At 39.2% G+C, this 18,709-nt stretch carries 12 protein-coding genes, 2 tRNA genes and 1 riboswitch; of the genes, 4 read left to right on the forward strand and 10 right to left on the reverse strand.

Translation table 11 applies throughout. From position 1 onward, the window contains the following. The first annotated feature begins 50 nt into the window (after positions 1 to 50). Together ACPEIW_RS04620 and ACPEIW_RS04625 are read left to right on the forward strand one after the other, a co-directional pair. The gene (locus ACPEIW_RS04620) at positions 51 to 2,012 is read left to right on the forward strand and encodes an FAD-binding protein (protein WP_425663316.1); all 1,962 of its coding nucleotides are present in this window, start codon (positions 51 to 53) and stop codon (positions 2,010 to 2,012) included. A 66-nt stretch (positions 2,013 to 2,078) separates the two neighbouring features. Beyond that, positions 2,079 to 2,165, forward strand: a tRNA-Leu gene (locus ACPEIW_RS04625). Positions 2,166 to 2,268: 103 nt separating this feature from the next. On the opposite strand, the gene ACPEIW_RS04630 is transcribed toward ACPEIW_RS04625, so the two are convergent. The 8 genes from ACPEIW_RS04630 to ACPEIW_RS04665 form a co-directional block, all read right to left on the reverse strand. Further along, on the reverse strand, positions 2,269 to 3,126 hold the full coding sequence (locus ACPEIW_RS04630) for a Nif3-like dinuclear metal center hexameric protein (RefSeq protein WP_425663318.1): 858 nt from the start codon (positions 3,124 to 3,126) through the stop codon (positions 2,269 to 2,271). A gap of 58 nt (positions 3,127 to 3,184) precedes the next feature. Then, the gene (polA, locus tag ACPEIW_RS04635; protein ID WP_425663320.1) at positions 3,185 to 6,226 is read right to left on the reverse strand and encodes a DNA polymerase I; all 3,042 of its coding nucleotides are present in this window, start codon (positions 6,224 to 6,226) and stop codon (positions 3,185 to 3,187) included. 96 nt (positions 6,227 to 6,322) lie between these two features. After that, on the reverse strand, positions 6,323 to 7,111 hold the full coding sequence (locus tag ACPEIW_RS04640; protein WP_425663323.1) for an ANTAR domain-containing response regulator: 789 nt from the start codon (positions 7,109 to 7,111) through the stop codon (positions 6,323 to 6,325). A gap of 213 nt (positions 7,112 to 7,324) precedes the next feature. Further along, positions 7,325 to 8,437, reverse strand: a complete 1,113-nt coding sequence (gene menA, locus ACPEIW_RS04645) for a 1,4-dihydroxy-2-naphthoate octaprenyltransferase (protein ID WP_425663325.1) — start codon at positions 8,435 to 8,437, stop codon at positions 7,325 to 7,327. A gap of 56 nt (positions 8,438 to 8,493) precedes the next feature. After that, the gene (locus tag ACPEIW_RS04650; RefSeq protein ID WP_425663327.1) at positions 8,494 to 9,267 is read right to left on the reverse strand and encodes an energy-coupling factor transporter transmembrane component T family protein; all 774 of its coding nucleotides are present in this window, start codon (positions 9,265 to 9,267) and stop codon (positions 8,494 to 8,496) included. A 14-nt stretch (positions 9,268 to 9,281) separates the two neighbouring features. After that, entirely contained in the window at positions 9,282 to 11,165 is a 1,884-nt protein-coding gene (locus ACPEIW_RS04655) for an ABC transporter ATP-binding protein (protein ID WP_425663329.1), read from the reverse strand. Between the two features lie 125 nt (positions 11,166 to 11,290). Continuing rightward, positions 11,291 to 11,872 carry a tryptophan transporter gene (locus ACPEIW_RS04660; RefSeq protein WP_115793838.1) on the reverse strand — a complete coding sequence of 194 codons (582 nt, stop codon included), beginning with the start codon at positions 11,870 to 11,872 and terminating at the stop codon, positions 11,291 to 11,293. A 141-nt stretch (positions 11,873 to 12,013) separates the two neighbouring features. Continuing rightward, entirely contained in the window at positions 12,014 to 12,658 is a 645-nt protein-coding gene (locus tag ACPEIW_RS04665; RefSeq protein WP_425663331.1) for a hypothetical protein, read from the reverse strand. 581 nt (positions 12,659 to 13,239) lie between these two features. On the opposite strand from ACPEIW_RS04665, the gene ACPEIW_RS04670 reads away from it, so the two are divergent. Further along, positions 13,240 to 13,312, forward strand: a tRNA-Arg gene (locus ACPEIW_RS04670). Between the two features lie 68 nt (positions 13,313 to 13,380). On the opposite strand, the gene ACPEIW_RS04675 is transcribed toward ACPEIW_RS04670, so the two are convergent. Together ACPEIW_RS04675 and ACPEIW_RS04680 are read right to left on the reverse strand one after the other, a co-directional pair. Next, on the reverse strand, positions 13,381 to 16,032 hold the full coding sequence (locus ACPEIW_RS04675) for an ATP-binding cassette domain-containing protein (RefSeq protein ID WP_425663333.1): 2,652 nt from the start codon (positions 16,030 to 16,032) through the stop codon (positions 13,381 to 13,383). A gap of 226 nt (positions 16,033 to 16,258) precedes the next feature. Next, a riboswitch (TPP riboswitch) is annotated at positions 16,259 to 16,361 on the reverse strand. 79 nt (positions 16,362 to 16,440) lie between these two features. Further along, the gene (locus ACPEIW_RS04680) at positions 16,441 to 17,808 is read right to left on the reverse strand and encodes a dipeptidase (protein ID WP_425663335.1); all 1,368 of its coding nucleotides are present in this window, start codon (positions 17,806 to 17,808) and stop codon (positions 16,441 to 16,443) included. Between the two features lie 137 nt (positions 17,809 to 17,945). On the opposite strand from ACPEIW_RS04680, the gene ACPEIW_RS04685 reads away from it, so the two are divergent. Beyond that, positions 17,946 to 18,602, forward strand: a complete 657-nt coding sequence (locus ACPEIW_RS04685; RefSeq protein ID WP_425663337.1) for a DUF3043 domain-containing protein — start codon at positions 17,946 to 17,948, stop codon at positions 18,600 to 18,602. Positions 18,603 to 18,709 lie beyond the last annotated feature (107 nt).

An 18,709-nucleotide genomic window follows, 5' to 3' on the forward strand; every position in this document is an offset into this window, starting at 1 on the left:
AAGTCCTAAAGTCTTAAATAAAATGCGAAAAATATGAGAAAATAAGTGTTATGCAATCAAACTTTGAGCAAAGCGAATCAAACGCAAAAAGTCAAGAAAAAAGCGAGCAAATAAAAATAAATAACTCGTTTTACAACGTTTTAATTATTGGAGCTGGAGCCGCAGGACTTTCAGCTGCATTAGGCTTAGTAATGTCTAAAGAGTACCAAACGCTAAAAACGCACGGAAAACAGCCTAAAATACTAGTAATTTGCAAGCTTCAAGCGTTAAGATCTCATACAGGCTCTGCCGAAGGCGGAATTGCAGCATCATTAGGAAACGTAGAAAAAGATTGCTGGCAATGGCACTATTACGACACTGTTCACGGAGGCGACTGGCTAAGCGATCAAGACGCAGCAAAAATGCTAGCAAAAGAAGCTAGAGACACAGTTATTGAACTTGAACACTTTGGAGTTGCTTTTTCTAGAACAAAAGACGGTCACATTAATCAAAGATTCTTTGGGGGCCATACTGCAAACTTTGGAAAACAGCCAGTTAGGCGAGCTGCGTACGCTGCAGATAGAATCGGCCACCAAATTCTATACAGCTTGTGGCAAAAATGCTTAGAAGAAAACATTGAAATTAGCGAAGAAATTTACGTTACAGATATTGCAATAAATAGCGAAACAAACAGCGTAGAAGGAGTTATAGCACTAAACGAAAAAACAGGAAACGTAGAAAAAATAAGCGCAAACAATGTTCTTATTGCAACTGGAGGCGCTGGAAGACTATTTGCAACAACTTCTAACTCCTGGGATTTAACTGGAGACGGAATGGCTTTAGCGCTAAATGCTGGATTGCAATTAGAAGACATAGAGTTTATACAATTCCACCCAACTGGATTAGCACACACTGGAATATTACTTTCGGAAGCTGCGCGCGGAGAAGGCGGATTGCTTAGGAATTGCAAAAACGAAGCTTTTATGAAGAACTACGATAATACGCACGCGGATTTAGCACCAAGAGACGTAGTTAGTAGGGCGATTATAGCAGAAGTTGATGCTGCTCGAGGCGTAGAAGACACAACTAGCAACGTTGATAAAAAAGATTGCGTTTGGCTAGACATGACTCATATAGAAAAAGAGCATATGTTGGAGACTCTTCCGCAAGTTGTTGAGACGATTGAAAAATATGCACATTTAGATCCTTCAAAAGATCTTGTACCTATTAAGCCTACTGCACACTACACAATGGGTGGAATACCAATCACTCTTAACAGCCAAGTCTATAAGTTAGATAGAGGGAAAAAACAAAGTATAAAGGGATTATACTCTGCTGGAGAATGCGCTTGCTCGGGAGTGCATGGCGCTAATCGCCTTGGTGGAAACTCACTTCTTGACGCTTGCTTATTTGGAAAAATCGCAGGAAAATATATTGCAAAAAACTTGCAAAATCAAGAAGAGACTAAAAATCAAGAAGAGACTCAAAATCAAAATAATTTGCAAGACAAAAGCCAAAAAATAGACGAATTAGCTAAAAAGCGAATCCAAAAAATACGCGCTCTTATGCAAAGCGAGAACGATTCAAAAGATGAGCAAAATCCATACATGCTTTTAAATGCGCTAGAAGAGATTATGGAAACAGCTATTGCAGTAAGATGCAGCGAAAAGAGCATTAAAGAAGCTTTGCAAAAAATAGATACGCTTATTATTCCAAAAGCCAATATGCTTATTTTGCATTCTAAAAATCTTGTTTTTAATCAAGAACTAACAGCTATTTTGGAATTGAAAAACTTGATTACATTTGCAAAAGCAGTTTTGCAAGCATCGTTAGCAAGGCATGAATCTAGAGGATCTTTTACAAGATTGGATTATCCACAACATAACAACAGCCAAAATCCGCAACATTCCATAGTGGATTTAAGCGGAAAAGTGCAAAATATTCCAGTTACAGTAGTGGATTTTGACCTAAATCATCCAATTAACGCGCAAAATGCTAGCGAAATTAAAGAAATTATTACAAAAATCAATTAATTTGCAACACGCCGAAGCAAAGAGTTAAAAAAGATGTTATAGTTCTATCTGTTGTCTAAAACACCCGTCCGGGTGGCGGAATGGTAGACGCGCTAGCTTGAGGTGCTAGTGCCTATTTGTACAGGCGTGCGGGTTCAAGTCCCGCTCCGGACACAAAATAAAGTCTTGTTGAGAAATCAGCAAGACTTTTTTGTTTCGTATTCGCAAACACTAATCGCGTAGCTAATCACGCTAGTTAATCACGTAGCTAATCACACTAGTTAATCACGTAATTCCAAGGGTCAAAAGCTCTGCCAATCCAAGAAACGTCTAATGACTCACCAAAATTCTTATATATAGAATCGTGAATATCTTTAACAGCATACTTAAACCACAAAGACTCAATAGCGCTATGAGGAGTGTTTATAAGCATAGGCTTAATAATATTAGAGTGCGTTAGTTGCGATTCATAAATAGCTTGCTCGTACGCGTCCGTTGCAGGATGATGTCTTAAATCACTTGTTACATACACATCTGCTCCACAAGCGCGAACTTCATCGAATAAGGAATCGCCCGAACCTGGAAGAACAGCTATTTTACTAACAATTGCATCAACATCTCCGCACACTTGAACGCCTAGCTTAGTAGCAGGTAAAGCGTTAAAAACGCGCGTAGCAAACTCTTTAAGCGTTATTTTTTGCTCAAGCACTCCAACTCTGCCAAGACCAAGAGAAGGGTCATTATTGCTTGCAGGAACAAGAGGATGCAAATCCTTAAGACCAAAAGCAATAGACGCAGCATGCGCCACTCCCCTAAAAGCCGCGTCCGCATTAGTGTGACCAACCCATAATCCACAACGATTTTCAATAAGCGTTTGAACTATTTTCCCGCGAACAGAAAAACCAGAAACTTCGTGAACCGACTTAAAAAACAAAGGATGGTGCGAAACAATCAAATCCGCTCCCATTTTGCACGATTCTTCAACAGCTTCTAAAGTTGGATCCGATAAGCAAATAATTTTATTAACTTTATGCGAAGGATTCCCAACGATTAATACTGGATTATCCCAAGACTCAGCAAGACTTAAAGGATATAAGTCTTCTAAAACATTAACAATCTCACCTAAAGTTGCCATTATTCCTATCCTTTACAACAAGCCTACAGTGGTCTTTACAATAATTTTCGCAAACACATCAATGCGCAGCAAGCTGCCAATCAGCACCAACTCCAGTAGAAACACTAAGCGGAACAGAAAGCTCAACAGTATGTTCCATAGCATTTTTAACAATGTTTTCTACAACATCCGACTCACCATGAGCAATCTCAAGAACAAGTTCATCGTGGATTTGCAAAATCACGCGACTCTTAACATTAGCTTTTCGCAAATCATCATCTACTCTAATCATTGCAAGCTTCATAATGTCTGCGGCGCTTCCTTGAATAGGAGCGTTTAGAGCAGCTCGTTCTGCAGCTTCTCTAGATGCTCTGTTCGTAGAATTTAACTTTGGGAAATATCTTCTTCTACCAAACATTGTTTGAGTGTATCCAAGCTTTCTAGCTTTATCTACTAAAGACTCCAAATAGTCGTGTACTGCACCAAAAGTATTGAAATACTTTTCTTTAAGCATCTCGGCAGCCGCAGGACTAATGCCTAGTTGCTTTGCAAGACCGTATGTACTGAGTCCGTACGCTAACCCGTAGCTCATTGCTTTAACATGGCTACGCTGATCTGCGCTAACTTGCTCTACTGGAATCCTATAAACTAAGCTCGCTACAAACTTATGAAAATCAACTCCAGACTGGAAAGCATCAATAAGCGTTTTATCTGCAGAAGCATGAGCCATAATTCTAAGTTCCACTTGCGAATAATCACAACTCATAAGCTGTTCATATCCACTTCCTGGAACAAATGCCGCTCTAATCTCTCTTCCTGCAGCATTTCTATTAGGAATGTTTTGCAAGTTTGGATCCGAAGAACTTAATCGACCAGTAGCAGCAATAGTTTGCTCAAAAGTTGTGTGAATCCTACCATCTTTATATCTTGCAGCATCAATAAGGCTTTGAACGATTTGTTTTAATTTATTAGTTTCACGATACTTAAGCAAAGCGCCTAAAAATTGACTTGGCTTCTCATCTGGATCAATTTTTGAATACAACTCTTGTAAAGCTTCGGCATTAGTAGTATACGAGCCACTTTTTGTTCTACGAGTAGGCTTTAGACCCATGTCTTCAAAAAGTAATTTCTGAATTTGCTTAGGACTTTGCAAATTTATTGGCTTAGCTGCAACGTCTAGCGCCATTTTTTGAGCAAAATTAGCTTCGCTTGCAAAATTATCTCTCATAGACGTAAGTCGTAGCATATCTACAGCAGCGCCCGTATCTTCCATCTTCCTTAAAACTCTAGAAACAGGCATTTCAACGTCTACCATTAAGCCAGTTTGCTTGCGCTCATCTAACTCTTTCGCATATTGTTTAGAAAGCAAACGTATAACCAGAGCTGTTTCTAGCATGCTTTTTTCTAATTCTTTGTTATCTTGACTCTGCGAATCTTGCTCTTTAGAATCTTGCTCTTTAGAATCTTGCTCTTTAGAATCTTGGCTGCTATCAATATCAAAATCAAGTTTGCCTTGCGTTGGCTCAGCGTTTAATCGCGAAGAGTCTATATGAATATTCAAAACATGCTCAGCCATATCGCAAAGATTTTCGTTCTTAAAATCTGGATCAACTAAGTAAGATGCTAAGCGAGTATCGACTAGCGGGCTAAAAGAGTAATTATCTTCTACAATTTTTAGAGACGTTAAAAGAGCAATATGCTTTTTATAATCGTGCAAAACTACTGAAGACTCATGCTTTTTTATAAAATCTCTTAGTTTATAAGCTATTGCGCTATTGGATTTAAGAACATTCGCATACACAATTGCAGCATCGTTACCAGCTAGGATTATTAATGCTTTTGCAAAAATACCAAACTGACTAGTGTTGTTTTTTTCTTCTACAGCAAACACTACTAATTCTTTATTCTCTTTTATTGTTTTTTCGCATTCTAAGTCGTTTCTTATAAGATTTGCGCTATTTATATACGAGTCAGAAAAGTCGCAAGAATCCGCAACACAAGATTTTGCGATACTAATCCAATTATCTGCATCAGACTCGGAATTAATATTATGCACGTTTATTTTATCTAACAGAGTTTTAACGTCTTCTATATCATCTGAATCATTCGATTCCGTAGAACCGCCATTTTCTGCATGCGCACTTCCAGCAGAAATCATTGTTTTAATATTCTCATCTAAAAGCTCTTTGGTTCCGCGAGTAAATTCTTTTAGAATCTTTCTTCTAGTACGCGTACCAAACTCAAGACTTTCAAACAGCTCTCCAACAGACGCAGCGTTTACATTGCCAAAATCAAGATCGTTAACGCTAACTCCAAGGTCTAAATCTTTAACAAGAGTATTAACTTTTTTGTTTAATCGAATCTGATCAATGCTTTCTCGTAAAGACTCGCCTTTTTTACCTGTGATTTTACTTGCGTTTTCAATAATGCCTTCTAGGCTGCCAAATTGATTAATCCACTTAGCAGCATAACCATCTCCAACTCCTGGAACTCCTGGAATATTATCAGACGTTTCTCCACGCAATGCTGCTAAATCTGAATACTGACTAGGCGTAACATTGTATTTTTCAACAATCGCATTAGGATCCATTTGCTTTAGATCCTTAAAATGCCTGCCTGGGTACAGCACGTTAATAGTGTTATTAATTAGCTGAAAAGCATCGCGATCTCCAGAAAGCACAAGCGTTTTATAACCAGCATTAGCGCCCATAGTTGCCAAAGTAGCAATAATATCGTCGCCTTCGTAGCCCTGCTTTGTAATGTACTTAACACCTAACGCACTAAGCATTTTTTGAATAACGGGCAGCTGAGCTATAAGTTCTTCTGGAGCAGCTTCACGAGTACCCTTATATTGCGGCAAAAGCTTGTTTCTAAAAGTTCCACCTTTAACGTCGAAAGCAACCGCAAGCTTATCTGGTTTCTCTTTTTCTATGACTTGCGAAAGCATAGTAGCAAAACCCCATATTGCATTAGTTGCAAAACCAGATTTTGTAGAAAAATTATCTGCCGATATTGCGTAAAAAGCACGAAACGCAAGTGAGTGGCCATCTACCACCAACAACGTTCCCTTATAATCCTCATTATTCAAAGAATCCTCGTTTGCAACGATGCTGGTATTCACTTAACACCCACCTGCGTTTTTGTAAAATAAACTTTTGAAATTATTTATGCATAGCTCGCGCAAGAAACCGCGATTACCAAAATTATTTTGACTTTACTACGCTTCGTCAGATGGCTTTTCTTCGCCATACTTAGCGATAATAGCCAACGCAAGACGCTTCTTTGGAATACGCTGATCCATAGAAGTTTTTTGAATCCAACGGAAAGCACCCTGCTCCGAGAAGCCAGCTTTATCCATAAGCAAGCCTTTTGCTCTATCTACAAGCTTGCGCTCTTCGAGAGTATCTTCTGCTTTCTTAAGCTTTTCTTCTGCTTTACGAAGCTGATCTTGAGCATCTTGAAGCTTGTTTTCTGTGCGCTCAACACTATCGAGCAAATCGTTAATCTCGCTAAATCTGCCCATTGCAACTTCTAGAGCCGGCAAAAGCTTTGACTCTTCGTAAGGCTTTGTAACATACGCCATTGCTCCAGCGCCAGTAGCGCGCTTAACAAGATCTGTTTGCGAAAAAGCTGTTAGCATAACAACAGGCGCAATATTTTCATCGCAAATAGTAGCAGCTGCTTGAATTCCATCCACGCCAGGCATTTTAACATCCATGCAAACAACGTCTGGACGATGTTCACGAGTAAGATCAATAGCCTCTTGCCCATTCGCAGCTTGACCAACAACCTTATATCCGTTATCTTCTAGCATTGCTACAAGATCCATACGGTTTACTGCTTCATCTTCTGCAACAACAACAGTTTTAACGCCGTTTTCTTTTTGCTCGCTATTTTTATTATTGCTTTCTACGCCATTCGACGATTCATATGCATTACGCAATTCATCATCTGTAAGCACAACAGGCGCCTTCCCCATCTCTTCATCGCTGTTTTCAGCCGACATTCTAACCTCATTTCCTTACCAAAACACAAGGCAACAGCGCTATGCATTAACTAACACATACATTCGCACACTTAATACTCATACTCGCCATCTTTGCGTTTATTTTTTAGGCTAGCATCATGCAAGTTTTATGCACAAACGCTAAAAGCACACTGTGCGCGTGTCAACGATTTTACTCGCATGCGTGTATAAAAATACGCTCTAAACCGCTTTTTAATGCGGTAAAGCACATGCAAATAATGACAATACAAAAGTCAAAGCACCGAGCATTGCTAACTGTACGCACAACGGAAAAGCACTAGCATAATTCCCATTAATAACTGCGTATATTAGCGAGCACGCTTTTTTAATAAACACGCAAGTAGTCAATAGTAACAGAATGCAAGAAACAGAAAACACGCCATTACACACACCATTACTAAATAATGCGTTGTTTAGTGAACGAACGATTTTATATTGGTTGCTAATACTTAAAAATACGCCTATAAATCGCGAATAGAACACATATAAAAGCACGTACGCAAATTGTAAAATCGCCACTAAAACAGTAACACAAGTAAACACAACACTACCCTTGCGTTTGCCAAGCAAAGCCATTGCAGTAATCTTTTTATGTTGCGTATCGCTTTCTATATCTCTTAAATTATTAATCATCATAAGGCAAGCAGAAAATCCGCCTGGAATAAAAGATAATAATACGCAAAAAACAATTTGCTCAATGCTTGCTGCAGTTATTGAGTCTTTAGAAAAACCACTTGCATAAAAAAGAGCACACAATGTTCCTAAAAACGCAACAGGCCCAAAGAACAAAAACGCACTAAATTCTCCCCAACCCCTATATCCGTATGGGTGTGATCCTCCTGCATAAAACCAAGCTGCCATAACGCAAATTAATCCAAGCGGAATAAACATCCAAATTCCGCTTCTAATAGTAATAACTAATCCAAAAACGCACGAGAGCAGAGCAGATATGCAAGCAGCATACAACACTGATTTTGGCTTAATACCAGCGTCTGCAAGCCTCCAAGACACATCGCATAGCGCTTTGTTTTCTGCGCTTACAGCTCGCTTAGACCTTTGATTATCTAATCCGCGCAAACCGTCACAATAATCGTTTGCATAGTTTACTGAAATTTGCATAAAAACAGCAACACACAAACACAAAAACGCTTGCAAAGCAAAATTTTCAACATTGTAAGTCTTTACAAGTATTTGGCCACTAAATAAATATCTTGCAAAAATCGAAATTGCCATAACAACTGGAACAATTCCGATTGGAAGAGTATAAAGTCTTGCACCTTTAAGCCAAAACTTAATATTAGTCATTAAAATCGCCTAAATTCTAGAATTTTTTAATTGATTCTAGATTAGTTTAGACTATTTTAGATTATTTGTGGAGCAAACATAGACGCAAGAATTGGCAAAGCAATCATTAAAACAGATATAACAAGAAGAACAAATCCACGCCAGCCAAAAGGATATTTTCTAAAAGAAGACTTACGTGTGCGCAAATAGAATCCTCGCTCTTCTGCAGCCAGCGCACAGCTATCTGCTTTACGAACAGACAAAACTAAAAGAGGCACAATCAAAGGCATCATAAGCTTAATCTTTTTAAAAGGATTCTTAGTATCGAACTCCACTCCTCTTGCCATTTGAGCTTCTGTAATTTGAGACATCTCGTACGCAAAAATAGGAACAAATCGCACAGCTGTAGTGATTGTAAAAGCATAGCAATATGGAATGTGTAAGTATTGAACAACTGCATTAGCTAAATCGTTTAGTTTTGTAATGCTAAGAACGCTTACAAGAGGCAATGCAAAGCAAAAAAGTCTTAAAGATGCTCGCAATGCAACAGAAATTCCCTTTGTGCTAAACCATAAGAACATGTAGTTTCCGCCTTGAGCAATAACTGTTTGCAAAAAGAACATTACAACGCCAAGAATAAGCATTGCGCGAACAAGAGGAAACAGCGCTTTAAGAATACCAGCCATAGCCATGCCAGCAAGAATAAGAACTGCAATAAATACAAGAACGCTAAATTGTTGAGCTATAAAAGCAGATACAACAACGCTTACAGCTAATATAAGTTTTGCAATAGGATTCGCTTTGTGAAGCAAAGTTGAACCTTCGTTATACGTTAAGATTTTAGTTTGCATAATTACACCTTGCTTTACAAATTGCAACTCTTTTTAAGAGCATCAACCAACATATCCCTTTTATACAAGCCTTTACACGCATCAAAACCATTTTTGACTAAGCCTTGAGATACAGCGCATAAAAGCGGAGCACATAATGCAGCTTCTTTGCAAATCGCATTGTTTTCAAAAACGCAACTTATGCTTCCGTCTTCTAGAATTTTGCCATCGTTTACTACGATTAAGCGCGTTGCAAAGTCAAGAACCACTTCCATATCGTGGCAAACCATTATCACACAGCAACCGTGGTCTCTAAGATCTTCTACAACTTGCATAATGCGCAAGCATTCCATGTAGTCTAAGCCACACGTTGGCTCGTCTAAAACAAGAATCTTAGGTTTAGTTACAACAGTTGCAGCCAAGGCCACCATTTGACGCTGGCCTCTAGAAAGCATAAACGGGCTTGCTTTAGGGTCTAGATTTAGCTTTTCAATCATTTGCATTGCATGATCATTAGCATCTTTAACAGACTCTCCTAAAAGAATGCAACTAAACGCCACTTCTTCTAAAACAGTATCTTTGCAAAGCTGACGATCTGGATTTTGGAAAAGCGTAGAAACATAATGCGCAATCTGACTAATCTTCATATTGCTAGTGTCTTTGCCATCAATAAAAATATTGCCGCCGCTCGCCTTAAGCAAACCATTGATTAGCTTAGTAACGGTTGTTTTTCCAGCGCCATTTCTTCCAACAAGAGTTACTAGCTCCCCAGCGTAAGCTTCAAAAGACACGTTTTTTAGCGCACTAACGCCACTTGGGTACGAAAAACTGACGTTTTTAAGCGAAAGACACGGAGAAGTGTTTTTTGATTGATTTTGCGCGGAATATTGCGCAGAAGATTGTTCGGATACTTGCAATTCGTGGGAAAAGTCGCCAGCAACCGCCGATTTATTTGAATCGCATTCACTATTATCAAATTCACTATTATCAAATTCACTATGAGAATCAACATGCGAAGTCAAAGATTTTCCACTATTAATCGTATTAACAATAGTATTTACTGTATCTTCTACAGACACAGGCAAATCGCTTTTAGAACAAACATTCTTGCTCTGTAAATCATTAACCAAATGCGTAGTGCGTGGATAATTTATTCCAATAGAATAAAGCAAATCCATGTTTTTCAAAGCTTGGCTAACAGGCAAATCAAGCGATAAAGTGCCATTAGAAAGCACAACTAAACGCTTGCAATACTCGCTTAAAAGTGCCACTTTTTGCTCAATTACAACAACCGTTATTCCAAAATTCTTATTCAAATCTTTAAGAATCGAAAAAATCATTTTAGAAGAAACAGGGTCTAAAGCGCACGTAGGCTCATCTAAAACCATAACTTTAGGCTTTAGCGCAAGAATAGCAGCAATCGCAACTTTCTGCTTTTGGCCTCCAGAAAGAGTATCTAAATCGCGGTTACGCAAATCACTAATGCCAACAATTTGCAAAGCTTCATCTATTCGACTTGGTATTTCGCTATGCGCAACGCCAAAGTTTTCTAAGCCAAAAAGAATCTCATCTTCTACATTTGCAGCAACCATTTGCGCATCAATGTCTTGAATAACCGATCCAATTAAGCAAGCAATATTAGTTAAAGCAAGATTTTTAGTGTCTTGACCCGCAATCTTAACACTTCCTAAGAGTTCGCCAGAATAATGATGCGGAATCGCGCCAGAAAAAAGCGAAGCAAGCGTTGTTTTTCCAGACCCAGAAGGGCCAATAATACCAACAAATTCACCAGATTCTATGCTAAGACTTACATCTTTTAGCGCAAAAGTGGAATCATGTGCCTTTGAAGAGTCTAAAGAATCATCTTTATTCCGATTCACATACTTAAAAGACACATCTTTTAACTCAAGCAAAGGCACAATAATTCCTAACTCTTAAAACCAATAAATTGATTACTAATTATTGATTATTATCTAACGATTATATAATTTACCAAACATTCCTAACACATATTGCGTAGTACATATTGCAAACACAAACTGCGCTACTTGTGCAAAACGAGTCGAATTGGAGTGTAAAGAACTTCAACAACAACAGCATTAAACACAGCAGTTCCAAAGATGATTGGAAGCATAACAAGAATCGTCTTAGGAGAATGAAGAACAAAGAAAGATGCAGTAGAGGCAAATATTAAACCAGAAACAACTGTAGTTATAAAAGTTGCTATAAGTGGGAAAATACTGAACTTTCTAGCAGCATCCTTAGGGAAAACGTGAACATAAGCCATAATCATCAAAGTCATAACAATTGCTGCTGGAATATCGCAAACATAATTAAGACCAGGAATAGATGCGTTAAATTGCATTAAAGTTGCAGCCAAGGCACCAATAATCGCACCCTGAATAACATTTGGACGAACCAGCAAAATCGCAAGACAGAACGATGCTATTAAAAAGTTTGGTTTAATGTTTCCAATTGAAAGTGCTTTTGCAACTGTAAAGTCAAGAATACATCCCGCTGCAAAAAGAACAGCAACCAACACTAAAGACGTAACATCTAAAGCATGCTTCTTAATACTTACAGCATTAATCACGCTACCTGCATGTTCGTTAATTCCCTGATTCATAATCTTCTCCTTTATGTTGCGATAATCAAGTTTTAATTATCGACTTTTGATATTTATTTATGTTTACTTACATTCATTTATGTTTGTTTATATTTGCTTACGTTGATTCAAGTTAATTTATTTCTCATTTTCAGTGGCGATTTACTTGTGCAAAACGAGTCGAATTGGAGTGTAAAGAACTTCAACAACAACAGCATTAAACACAGCAGTTCCCAAAATGATTGGAAGCATAACAAGAATCGTGTTTGGAGAATGAAGAATAAAGAAGGATGCGATTGTTGCAAAAATCATTCCAGAAATAACAGTTGCAACAAACGTAGAGATAAACGGGAACACACTGAACTTTCTAGCAGCATCCTTAGGGAAAGCTTTTAAGTAACCCATAAGCACTAACGTCATAATGATTGCTGCTGGAATATCGCAAGCGTATTCAAGACCAGGAATCGAAGTGTTAAATTGAATCAAAGTAGCAGCCAAAGCGCCAATAATCGCACCTTGAATAACATTTGGTCGAACAAGCAAAATAGACAAGCAGAACGATGCAATAACAAACTCTGGCTGAATGTTTCCAATCGAAAGCGACTTTGCAACTGTAAAGTCAAGAATACATCCAGCTGCAAAAAGAACAGCAACCAAAACTAAAGACGTAATATCTAAAGCGTGCTTTTTAACATTTACGCCTTTTAGCAAAGTAGCTGCTTGATTAATTTCGGACTGTGCAGATGTTGTATCTACGCTAGTGGTCTCTGCGCTAGTAGCTTCTACGTTAGTGGACTCCTGATTCATGATTTTCTCCTTTACGTAAATTTTTACGTTGTTTGTTTTCAACAATTTTGGTTTAGATTGTTATTGGTTTTAGATTGTTTAGATTGTTTTAGATTTGGATTAAAACCAAATAGATTTTGCGTTTTAGGATATAAAAAAGACCCCTAGGTTTACCCTAGAGGTCTTTTATAAGCCTAAACAAGCAGCTTCTAAAACTTTAGAGTAAACTACGCCAAAGAGAAGTCTGCCACCACCACATACGAGCAGCATCAAAAGTATCGCGAGCTTGAGCATTCATGTTACGCATGACAGCCGCCTCCTTAAATACTTTAGCTGCAAAGCTAAATGCCTATGTGGTCAATCACAAACCTAACACCGTAAAATTTACGATATGCGTTTGTGTTGTGTTCGATGCTAACACCATAAAAGTACAAATGCAAACAAAAATATAAAATTAGCAAAAAATCACACAAAATACGTAAAAATATCCACACTTAAATCCGCACAATTCCAAGCAAAACGCCGTAAGCGCATAAAACGCATTTCTAATCTTATATAAAACAATCTCAATCCCTAGCAACGTGTATACTTTCACAAGTTGCGGGCTTGTAGCTCAGTGGATAGAGCGTCTGCCTCCGGAGCAGAAGGTCGTGGGTTCGAATCCCATTAAGCCCACAAAATATCCCAAAATGGCTTTATTCCAACGTTTTCAGCATGTGTCTTACATGAACGACACACCAAAATTAATTTCCACCAAGAAGCGCAAACGTACCGTAGTAAACAGCTGCGATTAATGCAATTGCAGGAATAATTAAGCATACAACCATAAACACATAATCGCGCTTATTTACGTAACTTATGCGTGAATGAGACCTTGGATTTTCTCCACCAAAACCGCGCGCTTGCATTGCTGTTGCCAAAGTACTAGACCTACGAATCGAAAGAACAAGAAGCGCAAAAGCTTGAGGCATAAATGCGCGAATCTTACTATCGTCTCCAAGACCGCGAGATCTTCTAGAAGCAGTAAGAGCTGCCCAATCGTCTTGTAAAACGCTAAAAAGCCTCATTCCCGCTAATCCACCATAAACAAACTTATCTGGCAAATGCATAACTTGACTAAAAGCATCTGCTAAATCTGTAGCATCAATACCAATAACAGTAACAATTGCAGGAACACCAATCGCTAAAATACGAATAAACGTTGCAATTGCAAGAGTTGTTGAGTGCTCGCTTACGTGAATAATTCCCCAATCAAACAACGTTTGACCGCCAGATTTACCATACAACCACACTGCTAGAGCAGATCCAGGCGCACCAACCCAAACAGGCCAAGAAAGCTTAACAACACGCCAAGGATTCATTCCAACAATCCATAAAATTATAAACTCTAAAACAAGTGCAATAGTCGAAGAAAGCCAATCAAGAGTAAACAGCAAAGGAATGGAAAGCATAAAAGCTCCAAGCATGCGGTAAACAGGATTTAGCGATGCCAAAAATGGCGAGCAACTTGCGGCTCTTTCTTTCTCATCACGCTTATTTACAGCGCTAACTTTTATTCGAGAAATATTCGTTGAATTAGTTGTAGAAGACAAGCTTTGCGATGATTCTAAATCTTCTTTTGCTTGCGATTCTTGTAAATCTGATAAATCTCCAGAATCACTATTCTTAGCATTGTTAACTGGCAAAAGTTCAACCAAACGCGCGCCCAGAGCGTCTACTAGCTCTTTATCGTGAGTAACAACAATAACACTAACGCCGTCTGCTCTAAGACTTGCAATCAGCTTTATAATTTGCATCCACGTTTTTCGATCTTGGCCAAAAGTTGGCTCATCTAAAATCAAAACCCTTGGAGCTGCAGCCAAAGATGCAGCAACTGTAAGCCTGCGCTTTTCTCCTCCAGAAAGCGTGTACGGATTGGCGTTGGCATATCTGCCTAATCTGAATCGCTCTAGCAATTCTTTAGCTTTTGCTCGAGCATCCTCTTCGCTCATGCCTGTTCTAATAGGGCCTAACATAACCTCTTCTAAAACAGTTCCGCAAGCAAATTGGTGTTCTGGATTTTGGAAAACATACGATATTCTTTTAGCGAGTTCAGTTGACTTCCACTTTATAGGATCACTTGAGTCTAAATCTTTACAAAGTTCCTCGCTTGCTACAACTTCGCCTTCTATTGACGGAATTAATCCTGCCAAAGTTAGAGACAAAGTTGATTTTCCAGCACCATTTGCGCCAACCAAAGCCGTTATTTGGCCAGAATTAAATTCAAGATTAATGTTTTTAGCTATTGGAGTATCCGTATGACTAATCGCAAGGTTTTTTGTAGATAAAACTACTTTCCCATCTCCTACAGAAGGATCACAATCAGGCTCTCCTTCAACATGAATCCTGCCTATATTGCGATTTTTTGAATCCTTATACTTATCCGGGAGCCATATTCCAAGATTTTCAAAATCAAGATCCTTGCGATTAAACACCTCGTCTGGAGTTCCGTCGGCTACGATTACTGTTTTAGCACTCTCGTCTCTTGCAATATCGTCATCGTGAACAAAGTTTTTGCTATCTTCGCTATTACTATTACCGCTATTACCGCTATTTTCAAGCCCCAAAACAATTACTCGGTCAATTAAATCAATCCAAGGCTGCGCATGATGTTCAACAAGAACCATGGTTGCATGAGTATCGTCAAGCACTTTTCCAACTGCTGAAACAATTTGCTCAACGCCGTCTGGATCCAGATTTGCTGTAGGCTCGTCTAAAAGAAGAACACTAGGCTTCATTGCCAACGCACCAGCAAGAGCCAATCGCTGCATTTGACCACCGCTTAAATGTGCAGTAGAGCGATGAAGTTGCAAGCCATCTAAGCCAACCTCTTTAAGACTTTCGTCAACAATATTCCAAATCTCTTTACGCGGAACATTCATGTTTTCTGGACCAAACGCAACGTTATCTCCTAAACGTTGAAAAATCGCTTGAGATTCTGGGTCTTGTAAAACTAAACCAACGCGTCCGCGAGCCTTATGAACTGGTACATCGTCTACAAATACTGCGCCTTCACTCACTCCGCCATCTTCGTCTTCAACTAAAACATTATGCGAAGAAGAGTTACTATTTTTATCGTTTGAATCACTTTTAAGAATAATATCGCTGCCGATTAATCCAGCAGCACCTTCAAGAATAGTGGACTTGCCTATGCCCGATGCTCCTAATAGCAATACTCTCTGCCCTGCTTCAATAGTCAGGTTCAAACCACGAACAGCAAACGCTTTGCGAGAGGCATGACGATAACCCCAATTCTCAAAACGCAACTTAGCAGCACTAAAAGCCGATGGAAGGAAAGTTTCAGCTTTGTACTGGTTAGCATTGTTCAAAACCTGCGTTTTATATGCATCGGGCATAGCAAATCCTTTATGGCAATGATTTTATTTAATTATTTATTAAATTATTTTTAGGATTATTAGACTTTACTATAGATTTTTAGAATCTTAACAAATCTTAGAATCTTAGCAAATCCTACAATCCCAAAACGCCTACTTGCTTAGAAAAATCTAAACAGCATACAGCATTTAATTGCTATATGCATAGAAGACGCTTGTTGACATGATTGTGCCTTTTTACTTTTAGGCACGGGAAAAACAGATCTCCGTGCGCCAGTATTACCTGGATTCACGTTCAAGCGGTTTCTCTCAGCTTTACGAATTAACGCAAAGCACCCGTGTCTAGTGAAAATTTTACGGCATTGTGTAGACTCGCGCACAAAATCAACATGTTCGCGCGCTTTTATGCGCGAGTTATAACTTACAACACTACTTCCCTAAACGACTAAGAAGCAAAGCTTCCGTTACAATATTTGACTTCAAGCCAGAAAGAGAAATCGACTCATTTGGGCTGTGAGCATTAGACTTTGGATCTTCTGGACCCGTAACTAAAACTTGAGCTTTAGGGAAGATTCGTTGCAATTCTGGAATAAATGGAATCGAACCACCTTCGCCCTTATTAATAGGATCCACACCAAAAGCGTCTTTCATAGATGCGAGCGCATCTTTAGTTGCAACAGCATTTGGATCCATAGCCCAACCCATGCCATTATCTAAAGGATCTACAGTTACTTGCGCGCCAAACGGTGCATTTTTAATCAAAAAGTCACTCAATGCTTTTTGTGCTTCCTCTGGACGCTGGCAAGGCGCAGTTCTAAGCGAAAGTCGCAAGCGTGTCTCGTGAGCAATAACGTTAAAGCTTTCCTCTACTGGATGAGCGTCCATTCCAATAACAGTCAAACTTGGCTTAGTCCACATTCGTGCAGCCAAAGATCCAGTTCCTGCAAGCTTGTATGAATCAACTACAGAAGAATCGGCTCTAACTTGAGTCTCATCTAAATCGCGTTGCAATCCACCAACAGGCTCTTGCGATTCAACTCCAGGAACATCTAAATCGCCGTCTTTGTTGTAAAGAGAAGCAACAAGCATTGAAGCAAGCGTGTATGCGTCTAAAATAGGGCCACCAAATTGACCAGAGTGAACTTGATGATCAAGAACCTTAACCTTAACGTCTACAGTAGTGTTTCCGCGCAAGCTAGTCGTAAGGCTTGGAACTTCAGCAGACCAATTTCCAGAGTCTGCAACAATAATTACATCGGATTCAAACTCATCTTTGTGAGACTCAATAAATGGAATAAAGCTTGGAGAGCCCATCTCCTCTTCGCCTTCAATAAACACTTTAATGTTTACGCCTAAATCTTCACTTAAAGCACGCAAAGCACCATAGTGAATAGCAATTCCACCGCCATCGTCCGCGCTTCCGCGACCATACAAGCGCCCATCTATCTCTGTTCCTTTAAAAGGATCCGTATTCCACTCGCTTGCATCTGGAACAGGCTGAACATCGTGATGAGCGTAAAGCAAAACAGTTGGAGCACTAGGATCCACAATACGAGATCCAACAACTTCAAAGGCTCCTGGAGTGCCATCTGGATTTTGCGATTGCTCAACACGAGCATCAACGCCCACTTCGCGCAATACACCAGCAACGTATTCAGCCGAAGCGCGCATATGATCCCCAGTAATGCCTTTAGCAGAAACAGCTCCAAACTCTATCTTTTTATTAAGAACGGATATAACATCATTCCACGCAGCGCTAACACGATTCTTAACATCTTCCACATTAAGATTAGCCATACAAATCTCCTTAAAACAAATAGCCAAAACAAATAGTCAAGCGGTTAACTACTATCTAACCACTATCACACTATTAACAACATTAACAGCCAGCAAAATCTATGGAACGCGTCTAGTCTGTTGGGTAATCTGCAAACATGACATGGAATCCATTTGTAAAAAAAGATGCTGATAATAATGCGCAAAATGGCAATAAATCATCAGCCAATGAAAATAGCGAAAATAAAGTAGAAAATAAGGCAAAAACTCGCACAAAAAACGCTCCAACTCCAAAGCAAAGCGAAGCTGCAGCGCAAAATCTTAGGCCGCTAGTTCCAACCGATAGAAAAGCTAGCGCAAAGGCTGCGCGAGCACGATTGCGCGAAAGAGAAAACGCACAATACGAAGCTATGAAAAGCGGCGATTTAGCGCATATGCCAAAGTCGGAGCAGCTTCCTTGGAGAGTTTATATTCGCGATTACGTAGACGCACGCTTTAATATTGGCGAGTTTTTCGTTCCATTTGCAATCGTGATTATGATTTGCATCTTCTTTACACAAAACTTCTTGTCTACTAAATATATTGCTCTTTATTTTGCGCTTGCGATTATTCTTTACGCGTATCTTTTTGCTGCGATTATTGACGTTTTAATAATGTGGCGAAAACTTAGAAAAGAACTTGTTAAAAGGTACGGCCAGGCTGCTGTTGCTAAAAGCTCTAGGTCTGCAATGTATGCTTGCAGTCGCGCAATACAAATGCGCAGATGGAGGCTACCAAAGCCGAGCACGCCAAAACGCGGTAATTGGCCAAAATAAAACGCTAGTATACCAACAAAGATATGATTTATAGAAATGTGTGTTTGTAGCATGCTACTTAAGGCTACTTAAGTAATAGTTGCACAAATGTGGTAGTAAACCCGTTG

It is taken from the genome of Gardnerella piotii, from assembly GCF_049815665.1.
In the GTDB taxonomy this organism is placed as follows: Bacteria; Actinomycetota; Actinomycetes; order Actinomycetales; family Bifidobacteriaceae; genus Bifidobacterium; species Bifidobacterium piotii.

Coding starts and splice junctions, on each gene's coding strand:
- menA (WP_425663325.1), bottom strand. CDS start 8,437: ATGACTAATATTAAGTTTTGGCTTAAAGGTGCAAGACTTTATACTCTT.
- ACPEIW_RS04660 (WP_115793838.1), bottom strand. CDS start 11,872: ATGAATCAGGGAATTAACGAACATGCAGGTAGCGTGATTAATGCTGTA.
- ACPEIW_RS04680 (WP_425663335.1), bottom strand. CDS start 17,808: ATGGCTAATCTTAATGTGGAAGATGTTAAGAATCGTGTTAGCGCTGCG.
- ACPEIW_RS04685 (WP_425663337.1), top strand. CDS start 17,946: ATGACATGGAATCCATTTGTAAAAAAAGATGCTGATAATAATGCGCAA.
- ACPEIW_RS04650 (WP_425663327.1), bottom strand. CDS start 9,267: ATGCAAACTAAAATCTTAACGTATAACGAAGGTTCAACTTTGCTTCAC.
- ACPEIW_RS04675 (WP_425663333.1), bottom strand. CDS start 16,032: ATGCCCGATGCATATAAAACGCAGGTTTTGAACAATGCTAACCAGTAC.
- ACPEIW_RS04620 (WP_425663316.1), top strand. CDS start 51: ATGCAATCAAACTTTGAGCAAAGCGAATCAAACGCAAAAAGTCAAGAA.
- ACPEIW_RS04630 (WP_425663318.1), bottom strand. CDS start 3,126: ATGGCAACTTTAGGTGAGATTGTTAATGTTTTAGAAGACTTATATCCT.
- ACPEIW_RS04640 (WP_425663323.1), bottom strand. CDS start 7,111: ATGTCGGCTGAAAACAGCGATGAAGAGATGGGGAAGGCGCCTGTTGTG.
- ACPEIW_RS04665 (WP_425663331.1), bottom strand. CDS start 12,658: ATGAATCAGGAGTCCACTAACGTAGAAGCTACTAGCGCAGAGACCACT.